Origin of the sequence: Streptomyces sp. NPDC002055 (assembly GCF_040296705.1) — a bacterium.
Classification (GTDB): domain Bacteria; phylum Actinomycetota; class Actinomycetes; order Streptomycetales; family Streptomycetaceae; genus Streptomyces.
The window spans coordinates 45,394-59,746 of sequence record NZ_JBEOXS010000031.1; the positions used below are offsets into that span (position 1 = coordinate 45,394).

Below are 14,353 nucleotides of genomic sequence, written 5' to 3' on the forward strand. Positions count from 1 at the left end.
TCTGGCCCCGATGGACACCGACGCACAACTCGCGGAGCGCGACCGCTCTTCAGCCCCTGACGGGGCTGAACGGAGGTCGCGCTCCCTGCGTATTCCGGGGCAGGAGTGGTGGAGCGGGCTCTCCCGGCGCAGCCCTGTGCGGCGCGCGGCGCTGACGGGGTGTCTCTGCACTGCCGTTCTGATGCTGCTCAGCGCCTATGTCGTCCAGCCCTTCCTGATCCCGAGCAGCTCGATGGAGAACACGCTGCGGGTCGGGGACCGGGTGATGGTGAACAAGCTGGCATACCGTTTCGGGGACGATCCGCAGCGCGGGGACGTTGTGGTCTTCGACGGCACCGGATCGTTCGTCCAGGGGGGACCGCCCGGGAATCCGGTGACCGCACTGCTGCGGAAGGGTGCCGCTGCGGTGGGCCTGGCTCAGCCGGCCGAGACCGACTACGTCAAGCGCGTGGTCGGGGTCGGGGGAGACCGGGTCATCTGCTGCGACCGGCGGGGGAGGATCACAGTGAACGGCCAGGCCGTGGACGAGGACTACCTGTATCCGGGGGACTCCCCCTCACAGGTGCCCTTCGACATCGTGGTGCCCGACGGGCGGCTGTGGATGATGGGGGATCACCGCAGCGCCTCCCGTGACTCCCGCGACCACCTCGGCGAGCCCGGCGGCGGTGTGGTTCCGGTCGACCGCGTGATCGGCAGAGCGGACTGGATCGGCTGGCCCCGCGGCCACTGGGCCTCCCTGGAGAGGCCGGACGCCTTCGACCGGGTACCGGATCCCGCCGCGCACGGGACGGCCGGCACCCATGGGTAGCCGCGGGCGGCCGCGGACGGGCCAGCACCGCATGGACACCCGTCTGCCGACGGGTGAACGCCCCACCACCGGACGGGTGACACCCGGCCGGGCCGAGCGTCGCAAGGCGGCGCTGCGGGTCAAGCGCAGGCGCCGGCTCTCCGCGACCAAGGAGGTGCCGCTCCTCATAGGAGTGGCCCTGGCCATCGCGCTGGTGCTCAAGACCTTCCTGGTCCAGGCGTTCGTCATCCCCTCGGGCTCGATGGAGCAGACGATCCGGATCAGCGACCGGGTCCTGGTGGACAAGCTCACCCCGTGGTTCGGCTCGAAGCCGCAGCGCGGGGACGTCGTGGTGTTCAAGGACCCGGGCGGCTGGCTGGAGAAGGAGAAGACCCCCATCAGCGACGACCCGGTGGTGGTCAAGCAGGGCAAGGACCTGCTGACGTTCATCGGGCTGCTGCCGTCGGAGGACGAGCAGGACCTCATCAAGCGCGTCGTCGCGGTCGGCGGGGACACCGTCAAGTGCTGCGGCAAGGACGGCAAGGTCATGGTCAACGGCAAGCCGCTCGACGAGCCCTACATCAACCCCGGGAACAGCCCCTCGGACATGAAGTTCTCGGTCACGGTCCCGCCCGGCCGCATCTTCGTCATGGGGGACCACCGGGCGAACTCCGCCGACTCCCGCTTCCACCTGGACGAGCCCGGCAGCGGCACGGTCGCCGAGGACCTCGTGGTCGGCCGGGCCGTGGTCATCGCCTGGCCGTTCGGCCATATGCGGCGTCTCGAGGAACCGGAGACGTACGCCTCCGTGCCCGAAGCGCGTGGCGCGACGACGGCGGCGGGTGCTCCACCGCCTAGGGTGTCCTACGGGACCGGGGCCGAAAGGCCTGGTGAGTCCCCCGGAATGCAAGGAACGATCCAACTCCCGACCCCTGCGGAACTCCCGCTCGTTATGGGAGTGGTGGGCCTGCACCGCGTACGGGACAGGCGGCAGCGTGGAGTGAGGAGTGGATGTGGGGGATTTGGCGGTCGGCGCACGATCCGGTCACGAGGGGCCCGAAGAACGCCCGGAGGAGCGGCCTGAGGAGGCCCCCGAGCGGCCCGGAGCGGAGGGGGAGGAGGGCGGCAGCCGTGTGAAGCAGCAGCAGAAGCAGCGCTCCTTCTGGAAGGAGCTGCCCATCCTGATCGGGATCGCCCTGCTGCTCGCCCTCCTGATCAAGACGTTCCTGGTGCAGGCCTTCTCGATTCCCTCGGACTCGATGCAGGACACGCTGCAGCGGGGCGACCGGGTGCTGGTGGACAAGCTCACCCCGTGGTTCGGCTCGAAGCCGGAGCGCGGCGAGGTCGTCGTCTTCCACGACCCGGGCGGCAAGTGGCTCGGCGAGATGCCGGAGACGGACTCCGGGCCCGTCGCCGAGGGCATCCAGGCCTTCCTCAGCTTCATCGGCCTCATGCCGTCCGCCGAGGAGAAGGACCTGATCAAGCGGGTGATCGCGGTCGGCGGGGACACCGTCGAGTGCAAGGGCGGGAACCAGCCGGTCAAGGTCAACGGCAAGAAGCTCGACGAGCCGTACCTCTACCCGGGGAACACGCCCTGCGGCGACAAGCCGTTCGGTCCGATCAAGGTGCCCGAGGGCCGTATCTGGGTCATGGGGGACCACCGTCAGAACTCCCTCGACTCGCGCTACCACCAGAACCTGCCGGGCAACGGCACGGTCGCGAACAGCGACGTCGTCGGGCGCGCGATCGTGGTGGCCTGGCCGATCAGCCGCTGGAGCACGCTGCCGGTGCCGGACACCTTCGACCGGCCCGGGCTGAACGCCGCGGGCGCCGCGGCGCCCGCGGTCCTCGGGCTGGCCGGCGCGGTGCCGCTGGTGCTGTGGCGCCGCCGGCGTCTGATCGCCAAGGGCATGGTGGACAAGCCGCTGGAGCGGTTCTGACCTCTCCCCGCCCCCGGCCGGCCCTCCGGGCCACGTCCGCGATCCGGCCGGGGCGCCGAGCGCCGTTCCCGAGCGGCACCGGAACGCTCCGGTCGATCCCGGAAATTCCCTGATCACGCCCGGTGGGGTGGTGGCCGGGCGGGGACGGCCGGGATCGAGGGAGGCGACGCGGGGCGGCTGACGGCGCCGATACCGCCGGGTAGGGTGCGGTCCCAGATCTTCGAGGCGAGGAGCTGGGATGAGCGAGGCACCACGTACGGATGACGGCCGCGGCCGGCTGGGCAGTGTGCTGTCCGGACTGGCCGTGGCCGTCGGCTGTGTGCTCTTCCTCGGCGGTTTCGCGTGGGGCGCGGTGCTCTACAAGCCGTACACCGTGCCGACCGACTCCATGGCACCGACCGTGGCCCCCGGAGCCCGGGTGCTCGCCCAGCGCGTCGACGGCGGCGAGGTGCGGCGCGGCGACGTGGTCGTCTTCCAGGACGCGGTGTGGGGCGACATGCCCATGGTCAAGCGCGTGGTCGGGATCGGCGGCGACAAGGTCGGCTGCTGCGACGCGCAGGGCCGGCTGACCGTGAACGGCGAGCCCGTCGACGAGGCCTACCTCTCCGGCAAGGACGCCTCCTACGAGAAGTTCCAGGCCTCCGTGCCCCGGGGGAAGCTGTTCCTGCTGGGCGACAACCGGCACGCCTCCGTGGACTCGCGCGAGCACCTGGCCGACGCGGAGCACGGATCGGTGCCGCGGAGCGCGGTGGACGCCCGGGTGGACGGCACCGTGTGGCCGTCGGAGGGCTTCGGGATGCTCGCCCGGCCGCAGGGCTTCGCGAAGCTGCCCGGCGGGGTCTCGCAGCCCGGGCCCATGACGCTGCTGGTCACCGCGGTGGTGTCCGGCGCCGTGCTGATCCTCGGCGGAGCGGCCTACGGGCCCCTCGCCCGCCGTCTGGGGCGGCGACAGGTTCCGGCGGGCGTCTGACGGGCGGAGACTCGACAGCAAGGGACGGAGGCCCGACACCATGGAGCGCACGGTCGCCCGCGTCGTCCTGCTCGACCCCGACGACAGGATTCTGCTGCTGCACGGCTTCGAACCCGCCGACCCCGCCTCCACCTGGTGGTTCACACCGGGCGGCGGGGTCGAGGAGGGCGAGAGCCTGGAGCAGGCGGCATGCCGGGAGCTGGCCGAGGAGACCGGGATCGGCGAGGTACGGCTCGGGCCGCTGCTGTGGCGGCGCAGCTGCTCCTTCCCGTTCGACGGCCGGCGCTGGGAGCAGAACGAGTGGTACTACCTCGGCCGTACCGTACGGACACGGACCGACACGAGCGGTCACACGGACCTGGAACGGCGCAGCGTACGGGGCCTGCGATGGTGGACATCGGAGGAACTGTCCGCGACGCGTGAGACGGTGTATCCGACCAGACTCGCCGGGCTGCTCCGGACGCTGCTCGACGAGGGTCCCCCGAGCACGCCCGAGGTCCTGGCCGCAGAAATCGTCTAGGGCCCGTGGAACTGACGCACAATAGGGGGACGCACGGCTGAAGGGGAACATGCCATGAGCGCCGAGGACCTCGAGAAGTACGAGACCGAGATGGAGCTGAAGCTCTACCGGGAGTACCGCGATGTCGTCGGTCTGTTCAAATATGTGATCGAGACCGAGCGGCGCTTCTACCTCACCAATGACTACGAGATGCAGGTGCACTCGGTACAGGGCGAGGTGTTCTTCGAAGTGTCGATGGCGGATGCCTGGGTGTGGGACATGTACCGCCCGGCGCGGTTCGTCAAGCAGGTGCGGGTGCTCACGTTCAAGGATGTGAACATCGAGGAGCTCAACAAGGCCGACCTGGACCTGCCCTCCGGGGAGTCGGGCTTCAACGGCTGACGGGCTTCAACGGCTGACGGGGCGGCCGGTGCGGGCCCGTGTGGGGCCCCGCCGGGCGGGCTGCTCGGTTGCGCTGGGTGATGCGGCCCCGGCGGTGCGGGGTGATCCCGCCGGTGCTTCCGCGGACCAGGGTGGCACCGGGGCCTGTCCCGGCGTCGGGGCAGGCGGGCCGGTCACTCGATCGAGTGGCCGCGTTGTCCACAATCACCGTGCTGTCCACAGATCTCGGCCATGATCCCCGAGAATCCCGCCCTTCCGTCACAGTCGGTGACGGAGGTGGTACTCATGAACGCACGAGGAGCGCTCGGCCGCTACGGGGAGGACCTGGCGGCGCGGAAGCTGGCCCTGGCCGGGATGACGGTCCTGGAGCGCAACTGGCGCTGCCAGGAGGGCGAGATCGACATCGTGGCCACGGACCGCGACGCGCTGGTGGTGTGCGAGGTCAAGACCCGCCGCGCCGGTCACTACGAGCACCCGATGGCGGCGGTGACCCGGCGCAAGTCCGAGCGGCTCCGCAGGCTGGCCTCCCGCTGGCTCGCCGAGTGCTGGCTGGAGCGGCACGGCGGGGTGCCGCCGGGAGGGGTGCGCATCGATCTCGTCGGTGTGCTGCTGCCGCTGCGTGGCGCTCCGGTCGTGGAGCACGTGCGGGGGGTGGCCTGAGTGGTCTTCGCCCGTACGTGCTCGGTGGCCCTCGTCGGAGTCGAGGGCGTCGTCGTCGAGGTCCAGGCCGACCTCGAACCGGGGGTCGCGGCCTTCGCCCTCGTGGGGCTGCCGGACAAGAGCCTCGTGGAGAGCCGCGACCGGGTGCGAGCCGCGGTGGTGAACTCGGGCGCGGACTGGCCGCAGAAGAAGCTCACCGTGGGGCTCAGCCCGGCGTCGGTGCCCAAGGCCGGCAGCGGCTTCGACCTGGCGGTGGCCTGTGCCGTGCTGGCGGCCTCGGAGCGGATCGACCCGCGGGAGATCGCGGACCTGGTGATGGTCGGGGAGCTCGGTCTCGACGGGCGGGTGCGCCCCGTGCGAGGGGTGCTGCCCTCGGTGCTCGCGGCGGCCGAGGCCGGATACCGCCAGGTCGTGGTTCCCGAGCGGACGGCCGCGGAGGCGTCACTCGTGCCCGGGGTCTCGGTGCTCGGGGTCCGCAGTCTGCGCCAGCTCATCGCGGTGCTCGCCGACGAGCCGGTCCCGGAGGAGGAAGCTCCGGAGGAGGGGCGGCCGGACCCGATGCTGGCCGGGCTCACGGTGCCGGGCGCGGGCACCGGGGCGGGCCTCCTCACCGGGTCCTCCGACAACGGCCTGCTGCCGGATCTGGCGGCGGTCGCGGGCCAGCAGCGAGCCCGGTCGGCCCTGGAGGTGGCAGCGGCGGGCGGCCACCACCTCTACCTGAAGGGCCCTCCGGGCGCCGGCAAGACCATGCTCGCCGAGCGGCTCCCCTCGCTGTTGCCGCCGCTCACCCGGCAGGAGTCGCTGGAGGTCACCGCGGTGCACTCGGTGGCGGGCCTGCTGCCGCCGGGGAAGCCGCTGCTGACCGTCCCGCCGTACTGTGCGCCGCACCATTCGGCGACGATGCCGTCGCTGGTGGGCGGCGGCAACGGGGTGCCGAGACCCGGCGCCGTCTCGCTGTCGCACCGGGGTGTGCTGTTCCTCGACGAGGCCCCGGAGTTCAGCGGCCGCGCCCTCGACGCCCTGCGGCAGCCCCTGGAGTCGGGTCAGGTGGTGGTGGCGCGCAGCGCCGGAGTGGTGCGGTTGCCGGCCCGGTTCCTCCTCGTCCTCGCCGCGAACCCCTGCCCCTGTGGCCGTCATGCCCTGCACGGCCGGGGGTGCGACTGCCCTCCCGCGGTGGTGCGCCGCTATCAGTCACGGCTGTCGGGGCCGCTGATGGACCGGGTGGATCTGCAGGTGGACGTCGAGCCCGTGAGCCGGGCCGAGCTGGCCGGCGGGGTCCGGCCCGGCGAGTCCAGCTCCGCCGTCACCGGCCGGGTGCGCGAGGCCAGGGAACGCGCCGCCGCGCGGCTGTCCGGCACCCCGTGGCGCATCAACGGGGAGGTGCCCGGGCACGAACTGCGGACCCGCTGGCAGCCCGCGGCAGGGGCCATGGCGGCGGCCGAGCGGGACATGGAGCGCGGGCTGCTCACGGCGCGCGGTCTCGACCGTGTCCTGCGGGTCGCGTGGACCGTCGCCGATCTGGCCGGGCGGGACCGCCCCATCGCTCCGGACGTGGCGCACGCCCTGCAACTGCGGACGGGTGTCAGCCGTGGTGCCGTCCTCACCGGCGGGGCACGGTGACCGCGGCCGCCGGGCGGGACGGCCCGGTGGCGCAGCGACTGGCCCGTGCGGCGCTCACCAGGATCGTCGAACCCGGCGACGAGCTGGTCGGGGCCTGGCTGAGGGACGCCGGACCGGTCGATGTGCTGGCGATGGTGAGAGGGTCCGGCAAGCCTCCGCCGTCGGTCGGCGCGGCGCGCTGGGCCGGTTACCGCCTGCGGGCCGAACGGCTCGACCCGCAGGCGGATCTCGCCGCGGCGGAGGCGGCCGGCGCCCGGTTCCTCTGCCCCGGTGAGCCGGAGTGGCCCCAGCAGCTCGACGACCTCGGGGACGCCCGTCCGGTCGGGCTGTGGGTACGGGGCCGGCCCTCCCTGCGGATCTGGGCCCTCAAGTCCGTCGCCGTCGTCGGGGCGCGGGCCTGTACCGAGTACGGCGCCCATGTCGCGGCCACCCTCGGCGCTGGGCTCGCCGAAGCCGGATGGACCGTGGTGTCGGGCGGTGCGTACGGCGTCGACGGCGCCGTCCACCGGGGTGCTCTCGCCGGCGGAGGCGCCACCATCGGGGTGCTCGCCTGCGGGGTGGACGTCGCCTATCCGCGCGGGCACACCGAGTTGCTCGGCAGGATCGCGGAACAGGGGCTGCTGGTGGCCGAATTGCCACCGGGTGCGCACCCCACGCGCAGCCGGTTCGTGCTGCGCAACCGGGTGATCGCCGCCCTCACCCGGGGCACGGTCGTCGTCGAGGCGCAGTACCGCAGCGGATCCCTGGTGACGGCGCGGCGCGCGCAGCAGCTGGGCAGGGTGGCGATGGGAGTGCCGGGTGCCGTGACGTCGGGCCTCTCGGCAGGGGTCCACGAACTGCTGAGAGGCGGTGCCGAGCTGGTCACCGACACCGCCGAGGTCGTCGAACTCATCGGGAGCATCGGCGAGCTGGCGCCCGAGCGGCGGGGGCCCGTCGTCGCGCGGGACCTGCTGGATCCCACGGCCACCAGGGTGCTGGACGCGCTGCCGGCACGGGCGAGTGCCGACGTGCCGAGGATCGCCCGGGATGCAGGTACCGGATATGACGAAGCATTGGCAAGGCTGTGCGAACTGCAGTCACTGGGGTTCGTCGAACGGCACGGCGAACGATGGCAGTTGCCCAGCTCTCCCGGGGGCCCGACCGGTACCCCGCGAGGCGGTCCTTGACCTGCGGCGATCGGGTGACAGGGTTGGGCCGATGACCCCAACAGCCGACTTTGTGTTCTGTGCACGGCCGACACCTGCCGGCACAGGCGTAACTCCCAGGAGCGGCCCGGGAACGTATCTGCGCAAGCATGAACCAGCTCTCTTCGCACTCTGCGACGCTTCAGTCACGCTACGCTCACAAGCGTTCCGACCAAGACATCGTCCTCACTCCTGTGACGGCAGAACGGCTCAAGGCGACGAATGCCCCAGCACACCTCCGGGTCTGACCGTGCGGCAGTGCCACCCGCGGCCCGCGGCAGCGTGCGTCCCGCCGCCCCCTCGTCGCTCGACGAACTGTGGCGGTCGTACAAGGCCACGGCCGACATCAGGCTGCGGGAACAGTTGATCCTGCACTACTCGCCCCTGGTGAAGTACGTGGCCGGCCGCGTCAGCGTCGGCCTGCCCCCCAATGTCGAGCAGGCCGATTTCGTGTCGTCCGGAGTCTTCGGGCTCATCGACGCGATCGAGAAGTTCGATCCGGACCGGTCCATCAAGTTCGAGACCTACGCGATCACGCGCATCCGGGGCGCGATGATCGACGAACTGCGCGCGCTCGACTGGATCCCCCGTTCGGTCCGGCAGAAGGCGCGGGCCGTGGAGCGCGCCTACGCGACTCTGGAGGCGGCGCTGCGCCGCACGCCGTCCGAGGCGGAGGTCGCCGCGGAGATGGGCATCGGACTCGACGAACTGCACAACGTCTTCAGTCAGTTGTCGCTCGCCAACGTGGTGGCGCTGGAGGAACTGCTGCACTCCGGCGGCGAGGGCGGCGACCGGCTCAGCCTGATGGACACCCTGGAGGACACCGCGGCGGACAACCCCGTCGAGGTGGCCGAGGACCGGGAGCTGCGCCGGCTGCTGGCACGGGCCATCAACACCCTCCCGGACCGGGAGAAGACCGTCGTCACCCTCTACTACTACGAGGGGCTCACCCTTGCGGAGATCGGGCAGGTCCTGGGGGTGACGGAGAGCCGGGTCAGTCAGATCCACACCAAGTCGGTCCTGCAGCTGAGGGCCAAGCTGGCCGACGTGGCTCGCTGAATCGTCTCTTCGTGAACGATGAATTACTTCTGCGTCCGTGCGGTCTTCGTGGTGTGGAGTGCGGCGCCCGACGTGCCGTCCGTAGAGTGGTGGGGTGCCCAGGATTCGAGCGGCCTCTGTGGCCGAGCACCGGACCATGCAGCGCGGCGCCCTGCTGGACGCCGCCCGATCCCTCCTGTCCGAAGGCGGTACGGAGGCGTTGACCTTCCCCGCCCTCGCCGAGCGCACCGGGCTCGCGCGGTCGTCCGTCTACGAGTACTTCCGCTCCCGTGCGGCCGTCGTCGAGGAGCTCTGCGCGGTCGACTTCCCGGTCTGGGCGGCGGAGGTCGAGGCCGCCATGGAGCTGGCCGACACGGCCGAGGGGAAGATCGAGGCGTACGTCCGCCGGCAGCTCGCCCTCGTCGGGGACCGCCGTCACCGCGCGGTCGTCGCGATCTCCGCGGGAGAACTGGACGCCGGCGCCCGGGAGAAGATCCGCGCCGCCCACGGCGGGCTGATCGCCATGATCGTCGAGGCTCTCGGCGAGCTCGGACAGGGGCAGCCGCGCCTGGCCGCGATGCTGCTGCAAGGCGTCGTCGACGCGGCTGTCCGGCGGATCGAGCTCGGCGCGGCCGAGGACCCGGAGCAGATCACCGAGGCCGCGGTGACGATGGCATTGCGTGGGGTCAAGGGCTGAGGGTCGCCCCAGAGGGGGACTGGACTCCAGGGCTTGACGGCGCGCCTTCTTTTGCGCTCGTCCGTCCGTGCTGGTTCGTCCTCCTGTGCGCCTGTTGTCTCCTGGGGTGCGGACGGTGCCGGACCACGCGGTCCGGCAGCGAGCCGGTGATGGGCCCACCATGCCGCGGCGATCAGTGCTCCGGCGACGGAGAGCGCTCCGGGAAGGCCCGTTGCCGTGTGCCCTGTGTCCGCTCGACTCGCCTCCGTGCCACCTGCTTCCGGGGTATCCCTGTGAGCGCCGGCCCTGTGTGCGTTGTCTCCGTCCGTCGCGGCTCTGCGAGGTCCGTCTCCGCCGGAGCCAGGCCCGGCGCCGGGATCCGAAGGGGCATGGCTGCCCAGGGGTGCCGCAGGGTGGTAGGCCTCGGGTGAAGAGGCGGAGGCATGGTCGGTCGTGGCCGTCCCGTGCGGCTCGGGGACCCCGAAGACGGGGAGCAGCCGGGACGGTCCGCCGCGCAGCATCCAGGCGGGGAGCAGGGAGAGCGGGTCGAGGTAGCGGTCCCCTCGGCGCAACCCCCAGTGGAGGCAGCCGGAAGGGCAGTGGGAGGGGCCGTCGTCCAGCGTTCCCACCGGCTGCCCTGCTGTGACGCGGTCTCCCTTCCGGACCTCGGGGCGTACGGGCTCGTAGGTGATGCGCAGCGGTGGGCTGCCGGTGCCGTCGAGTTCGATCACCAGGACGGGGCGGCCCGCGACGCTCCCTGCGAACGTCACCCGGCCCGCGGCAGCCGCCCGTACGGTCCCGCCGGGATGAGCGGCCAGGTCCACGCCCCGGTGACCTGCGGCGTAGGGCGAGGGAGGCGGGTCCCAGCCGTGTACGACCTCGGGGCGTGCGCCGGCGTCCGGGCCGCCCACCGGCCACGCTCGGCCGATGGACGGCCCGTCCGCACCGGGACGGTCCGGTGCCGCCTCCCGCTGTTCGTCCGGTGGCGTCCGGTGCGCGTCGGACGCCCCTTCCCGTTGCCCGGCCGGTGCGGCCACTGCCGCGCCGCGAGTCGTGGGGGTGAGTGGCTTCGCCCCCGGTGCCGACGGCATCGGGGCAGGCCCGAGCGGCCCCGGTGGCAGCGCCACGAGGGCGAGCCCGAGGAGCGCCGGCAGCAGCAGGAGGGCGATCAGCGGACGGGAGGGCCCCGGGTGGGCCGGGAAACGGGAACGGGCGTCGGATCGCATGGGGCGACTGTGGACCGGCGCGCCCGTGGCGCGGGGATCATGGGGCGGATCCGTGGAGTACCGGGCGGTTGTGGACAACCGCGTCACGCGTGTGGGGTACGTCCGCCCCGCCCCGCCCCGCCCCGCCCCGCCCCGCCCCGTCCTCCCGCCGCGCCCCGGCGGCTCCCATGCCCGGTGGGGAGCCCCGATGAGTGTCGCACCGCGGTTCGGCGGTCCCGTACACTTCTGGTGGCGATCCGGGTCACCGGGTCGACTTCGCACGCCCCGCCGCCGGCGCATCGAGTCCTCCAGGACAGCGCCGCGGCCGCGTCCCTCGGTCCTCGGAAGATCTCTTCCGTGGCACGGCGCGTCGGGGCGTCAGGCACAGCGGCCACCCGGCCGCAGTGAAACCGAGTACCTCAAGGAGAACGGCCATGGCCGTCGTCACGATGCGGGAGCTGCTGGAGAGCGGCGTCCACTTCGGGCACCAGACCCGCCGCTGGAACCCGAAGATGAAGCGCTTCATCTTCACCGAGCGCAACGGCATCTACATCATCGACCTGCTCCAGTCGCTGTCGTACATCGACCGCGCCTACGAGTTCGTCAAGGAGACCGTCGCGCACGGCGGCTCCATCATGTTCGTCGGCACCAAGAAGCAGGCCCAGGAGGCCATCGCCGAGCAGGCGACCCGCGTCGGGATGCCGTACGTCAACCAGCGCTGGCTGGGCGGCATGCTCACCAACTTCTCGACCGTCTACAAGCGCCTGCAGCGCCTGAAGGAGCTCGAGGAGATCGACTTCGAGGACGTGGCCGCCTCCGGCCTCACCAAGAAGGAGCTCCTGGTTCTCTCCCGCGAGAAGGCCAAGCTGGAGAAGACCCTCGGCGGTATCCGCGAGATGCAGAAGGTGCCCAGCGCCGTCTGGATCGTGGACACCAAGAAGGAGCACATCGCCGTCGGTGAGGCGCGCAAGCTCAACATCCCGGTCGTCGCGATCCTCGACACCAACTGCGACCCGGACGAGGTCGACTACAAGATCCCGGGCAACGACGACGCGATCCGCTCCGTCACCCTGCTCACCCGCGTGATCGCCGACGCCGTCGCCGAGGGCCTCATCGCCCGCTCCGGCGCCGCGACCGGTGACTCCAAGCCGGGCGAGAAGGCCGGCGAGCCGCTCGCCGAGTGGGAGCGCGACCTGCTCGAGGGCGACAAGAAGGCCGACGAGCCCGCCGCGGCCGAGGCCGAGGCCGAGAAGCCCGCCGCCGCCGAGGCCGAGGCCGAGAAGCCGGCCGAGGCTCCCGCCGCCGAGGCCGAGAAGCCGGCCGAGGCCCCCGCCGCGGACGCCGAGCAGGCCTGACACCGCGAGGTCCGGGGAACTCTCCCCGGACAACCGCCGCCTGCGGTGCCCGGGCTTCGGCCCGGGACACCGCAGCGTCACGGCTGATGACGGCGGGGGCCGGGTGCCCCCGCCGTCCACCCGTAGATCCAATCGACTTTTCGAGAAGAGATTGACAGACCATGGCGAACTTCACCGCCGCTGACGTCAAGAAGCTCCGCGAGCTCACCGGCGCCGGCATGATGGACTGCAAGAAGGCGCTGGACGAGGCCGAGGGCAACGTCGACAAGGCCGTTGAGATCCTGCGCGTCAAGGGCCAGAAGGGCGTCGCCAAGCGCGAGAGCCGCAGCGCCGAGAACGGTGCCGTCGTGGCCCGGATCGCCGAGGACAAGAAGTCCGGCGTGCTGGTCGAGCTGAAGTGCGAGACCGACTTCGTCGCCAAGGGTGACAAGTTCGTCGCCGTCGCCGACGCCATCGCCGCCCACGTCGCCGCGACCTCCCCGGCCGACCTGGAGGCCCTGCTCGCCTCCGAGATCGAGGCCGGCAAGACCGTCCAGGCGTTCGTGGACGAGGCCAACGCCACCCTCGGCGAGAAGATCGTTCTCGACCGCTTCGCGCAGTTCTCCGGCGGCTTCGTCGCCTCCTACCTGCACCGCACCAGCCCGGACCTGCCCCCGCAGGTCGGCGTCCTGGTCGAGCTGGACCAGGAGAACGCCGAGGTTGCCAAGGACATCGCGCAGCACATCGCCGCGTTCTCGCCGAAGTTCCTCACCCGTGAGGAGATCTCCGCCGAGACCGTCGAGAACGAGCGCCGCGTCGCCGAGGCCACCGCTCGCGAGGAGGGCAAGCCCGAGGGCGCCCTCCCGAAGATCGTCGAGGGCCGGGTGAACGGCTTCTTCAAGGAGAACGTGCTCCTGGACCAGGCGTTCGCCAAGGACAACAAGAAGTCCGTCCAGAAGGTTCTGGACGAGGCCGGTGTCGCCCTGAAGCGCTTCGCCCGCTTCCGGGTCGGCGTCTGACCCGAACAGCTCCGTTCAGCGACGGAATACGCCCGACCCGCTAGGGTCGGGTGCAGTCGGCCGCCTACGCGCCGGACGACCGCAGATGTGACGAGGAGGCCATTGCCGCAGAGGGCTCGACAGACCCACCGGCAATGGCCTCCTCGTATGTGCACGAGGAGATCTCCATGAATCAGGGCGCCGACAAGGCCGACCACAGCGACCACGGCACCACACGCCGACGCTTCCTGCTGAAGCTTTCCGGGGAGGCGTTCGCCGGCAACGGGGCACTCGGTGTCGACCCCGACGTCGTGCACGCCATGGCGCGGGAGATCTCCGCCGTGGTCCGCGGCGGGGCGGAGATCGCCGTCGTCATCGGCGGCGGCAACTTCTTCCGCGGCGCCGAGCTCCAGCAGCGCGGGATGGACCGGGCCCGCTCGGACTACATGGGCATGCTGGGCACCGTCATGAACTGCCTCGCCCTGCAGGACTTCCTGGAGAAGGAAGGCATCGACTCCCGCGTCCAGACCGCCATCACCATGGGCCAGGTCGCGGAGCCCTACATTCCGCTGCGTGCCGTGCGGCACCTGGAGAAGGGCCGCGTGGTCATCTTCGGTGCGGGCATGGGCATGCCCTACTTCTCCACCGACACCACCGCCGCCCAGCGCGCCCTGGAGATCGACGCCGAGGCGCTGCTGATGGGGAAGAATGGCGTGGACGGGGTGTACGACTCCGACCCCAAGAAGAACCCGGACGCGGTGAAGTTCGATGCGCTGGAGTACAGCGAGGTGATCACCCGGGGCCTCAAGGTCGCGGACGCCACCGCCATCACCCTGTGCATGGACAACAAGCTTCCGATCCTCGTCTTCGAGCTTCTGACCGAAGGCAACATCGCGCGTGCGGTGAAGGGTGAGAAGATCGGCACACTCGTCAGCGATCAGGGGACCCGGGCCTGACCACCGGTCCCGCACCGCGGGCAGGAGGGGCAGTTCCCGGCCGTAACGAACAGCCCGGCCCGGGGATGGACAAGGGCCTGCCGG

At 71.6% G+C, this 14,353-nt stretch carries 14 protein-coding genes and 1 pseudogene; 14 read left to right on the forward strand and 1 reads right to left on the reverse strand.

Features of this window, described 5'->3' with window-relative positions:
• Positions 1 to 10: 10 nt before the first annotated feature.
• The 11 genes from lepB (ABT112_RS20360) to ABT112_RS20410 all read left to right on the forward strand — a co-directional run bounded on the left by lepB (ABT112_RS20360) (position 11) and on the right by ABT112_RS20410 (position 9,797).
• Positions 11 to 808, forward strand: a complete 798-nt coding sequence (gene lepB / locus ABT112_RS20360) for a signal peptidase I (RefSeq protein WP_351511481.1) — start codon at positions 11 to 13, stop codon at positions 806 to 808.
• A complete protein-coding gene (lepB, locus tag ABT112_RS20365; protein WP_351511483.1) occupies positions 801 to 1,871 on the forward strand; it encodes a signal peptidase I in 1,071 nt (356 codons plus the stop codon). Before lepB (ABT112_RS20360) ends, lepB (ABT112_RS20365) begins: the two co-directional genes overlap by 8 nt.
• Complete coding sequence (lepB, locus tag ABT112_RS20370; RefSeq protein ID WP_351511551.1) at positions 1,810 to 2,727, forward strand: signal peptidase I; 918 nt, start codon at positions 1,810 to 1,812, stop codon at positions 2,725 to 2,727. The genes lepB (ABT112_RS20365) and lepB (ABT112_RS20370) overlap by 62 nt, the downstream gene beginning before the upstream one ends.
• Positions 2,728 to 2,965: 238 nt before the next feature.
• The gene (gene lepB, locus ABT112_RS20375) at positions 2,966 to 3,697 is read left to right on the forward strand and encodes a signal peptidase I (protein ID WP_351511485.1); all 732 of its coding nucleotides are present in this window, start codon (positions 2,966 to 2,968) and stop codon (positions 3,695 to 3,697) included.
• Positions 3,698 to 3,737: 40 nt separating this feature from the next.
• The gene (locus ABT112_RS20380) at positions 3,738 to 4,217 is read left to right on the forward strand and encodes an NUDIX hydrolase (RefSeq protein WP_351511487.1); all 480 of its coding nucleotides are present in this window, start codon (positions 3,738 to 3,740) and stop codon (positions 4,215 to 4,217) included.
• Positions 4,218 to 4,271: 54 nt separating this feature from the next.
• On the forward strand, positions 4,272 to 4,598 hold the full coding sequence (locus tag ABT112_RS20385) for a DUF2469 domain-containing protein (RefSeq protein WP_351511489.1): 327 nt from the start codon (positions 4,272 to 4,274) through the stop codon (positions 4,596 to 4,598).
• Positions 4,599 to 4,883: 285 nt separating this feature from the next.
• Positions 4,884 to 5,258 carry a YraN family protein gene (locus ABT112_RS20390; RefSeq protein WP_351511491.1) on the forward strand — a complete coding sequence of 125 codons (375 nt, stop codon included), beginning with the start codon at positions 4,884 to 4,886 and terminating at the stop codon, positions 5,256 to 5,258.
• Entirely contained in the window at positions 5,259 to 6,878 is a 1,620-nt protein-coding gene (locus tag ABT112_RS20395; protein WP_351511492.1) for a YifB family Mg chelatase-like AAA ATPase, read from the forward strand.
• Positions 6,879 to 6,904: 26 nt separating this feature from the next.
• Positions 6,905 to 8,044 (forward strand): DNA-processing protein DprA, encoded by a 1,140-nt coding sequence (gene dprA, locus ABT112_RS20400; RefSeq protein WP_502975397.1) that lies wholly within the window; start codon positions 6,905 to 6,907, stop codon positions 8,042 to 8,044.
• A 240-nt stretch (positions 8,045 to 8,284) separates the two neighbouring features.
• A complete protein-coding gene (gene whiG / locus ABT112_RS20405; protein ID WP_351511496.1) occupies positions 8,285 to 9,121 on the forward strand; it encodes an RNA polymerase sigma factor WhiG in 837 nt (278 codons plus the stop codon).
• A gap of 118 nt (positions 9,122 to 9,239) precedes the next feature.
• Complete coding sequence (locus ABT112_RS20410) at positions 9,240 to 9,797, forward strand: TetR/AcrR family transcriptional regulator (protein WP_351511553.1); 558 nt, start codon at positions 9,240 to 9,242, stop codon at positions 9,795 to 9,797.
• Positions 9,798 to 10,378: 581 nt separating this feature from the next.
• On the opposite strand, the pseudogene ABT112_RS20415 reads toward ABT112_RS20410, so the two are convergent.
• A pseudogene (locus ABT112_RS20415) lies at positions 10,379 to 11,281 on the reverse strand (peptidoglycan DD-metalloendopeptidase family protein); the annotation flags it as partial.
• Positions 11,282 to 11,415: 134 nt separating this feature from the next.
• Here ABT112_RS20415 and rpsB point away from each other — a divergent pair.
• The 3 genes from rpsB (at position 11,416) to pyrH (ending at position 14,269) form a co-directional block, all read left to right on the forward strand.
• A complete protein-coding gene (rpsB, locus tag ABT112_RS20420) occupies positions 11,416 to 12,336 on the forward strand; it encodes a 30S ribosomal protein S2 (RefSeq protein WP_351511497.1) in 921 nt (306 codons plus the stop codon).
• Between the two features lie 161 nt (positions 12,337 to 12,497).
• On the forward strand, positions 12,498 to 13,334 hold the full coding sequence (tsf, locus tag ABT112_RS20425) for a translation elongation factor Ts (protein WP_351511499.1): 837 nt from the start codon (positions 12,498 to 12,500) through the stop codon (positions 13,332 to 13,334).
• A 167-nt stretch (positions 13,335 to 13,501) separates the two neighbouring features.
• Positions 13,502 to 14,269 carry a UMP kinase gene (pyrH, locus tag ABT112_RS20430; protein ID WP_351511554.1) on the forward strand — a complete coding sequence of 256 codons (768 nt, stop codon included), beginning with the start codon at positions 13,502 to 13,504 and terminating at the stop codon, positions 14,267 to 14,269.
• Positions 14,270 to 14,353: the final 84 nt, after the last annotated feature.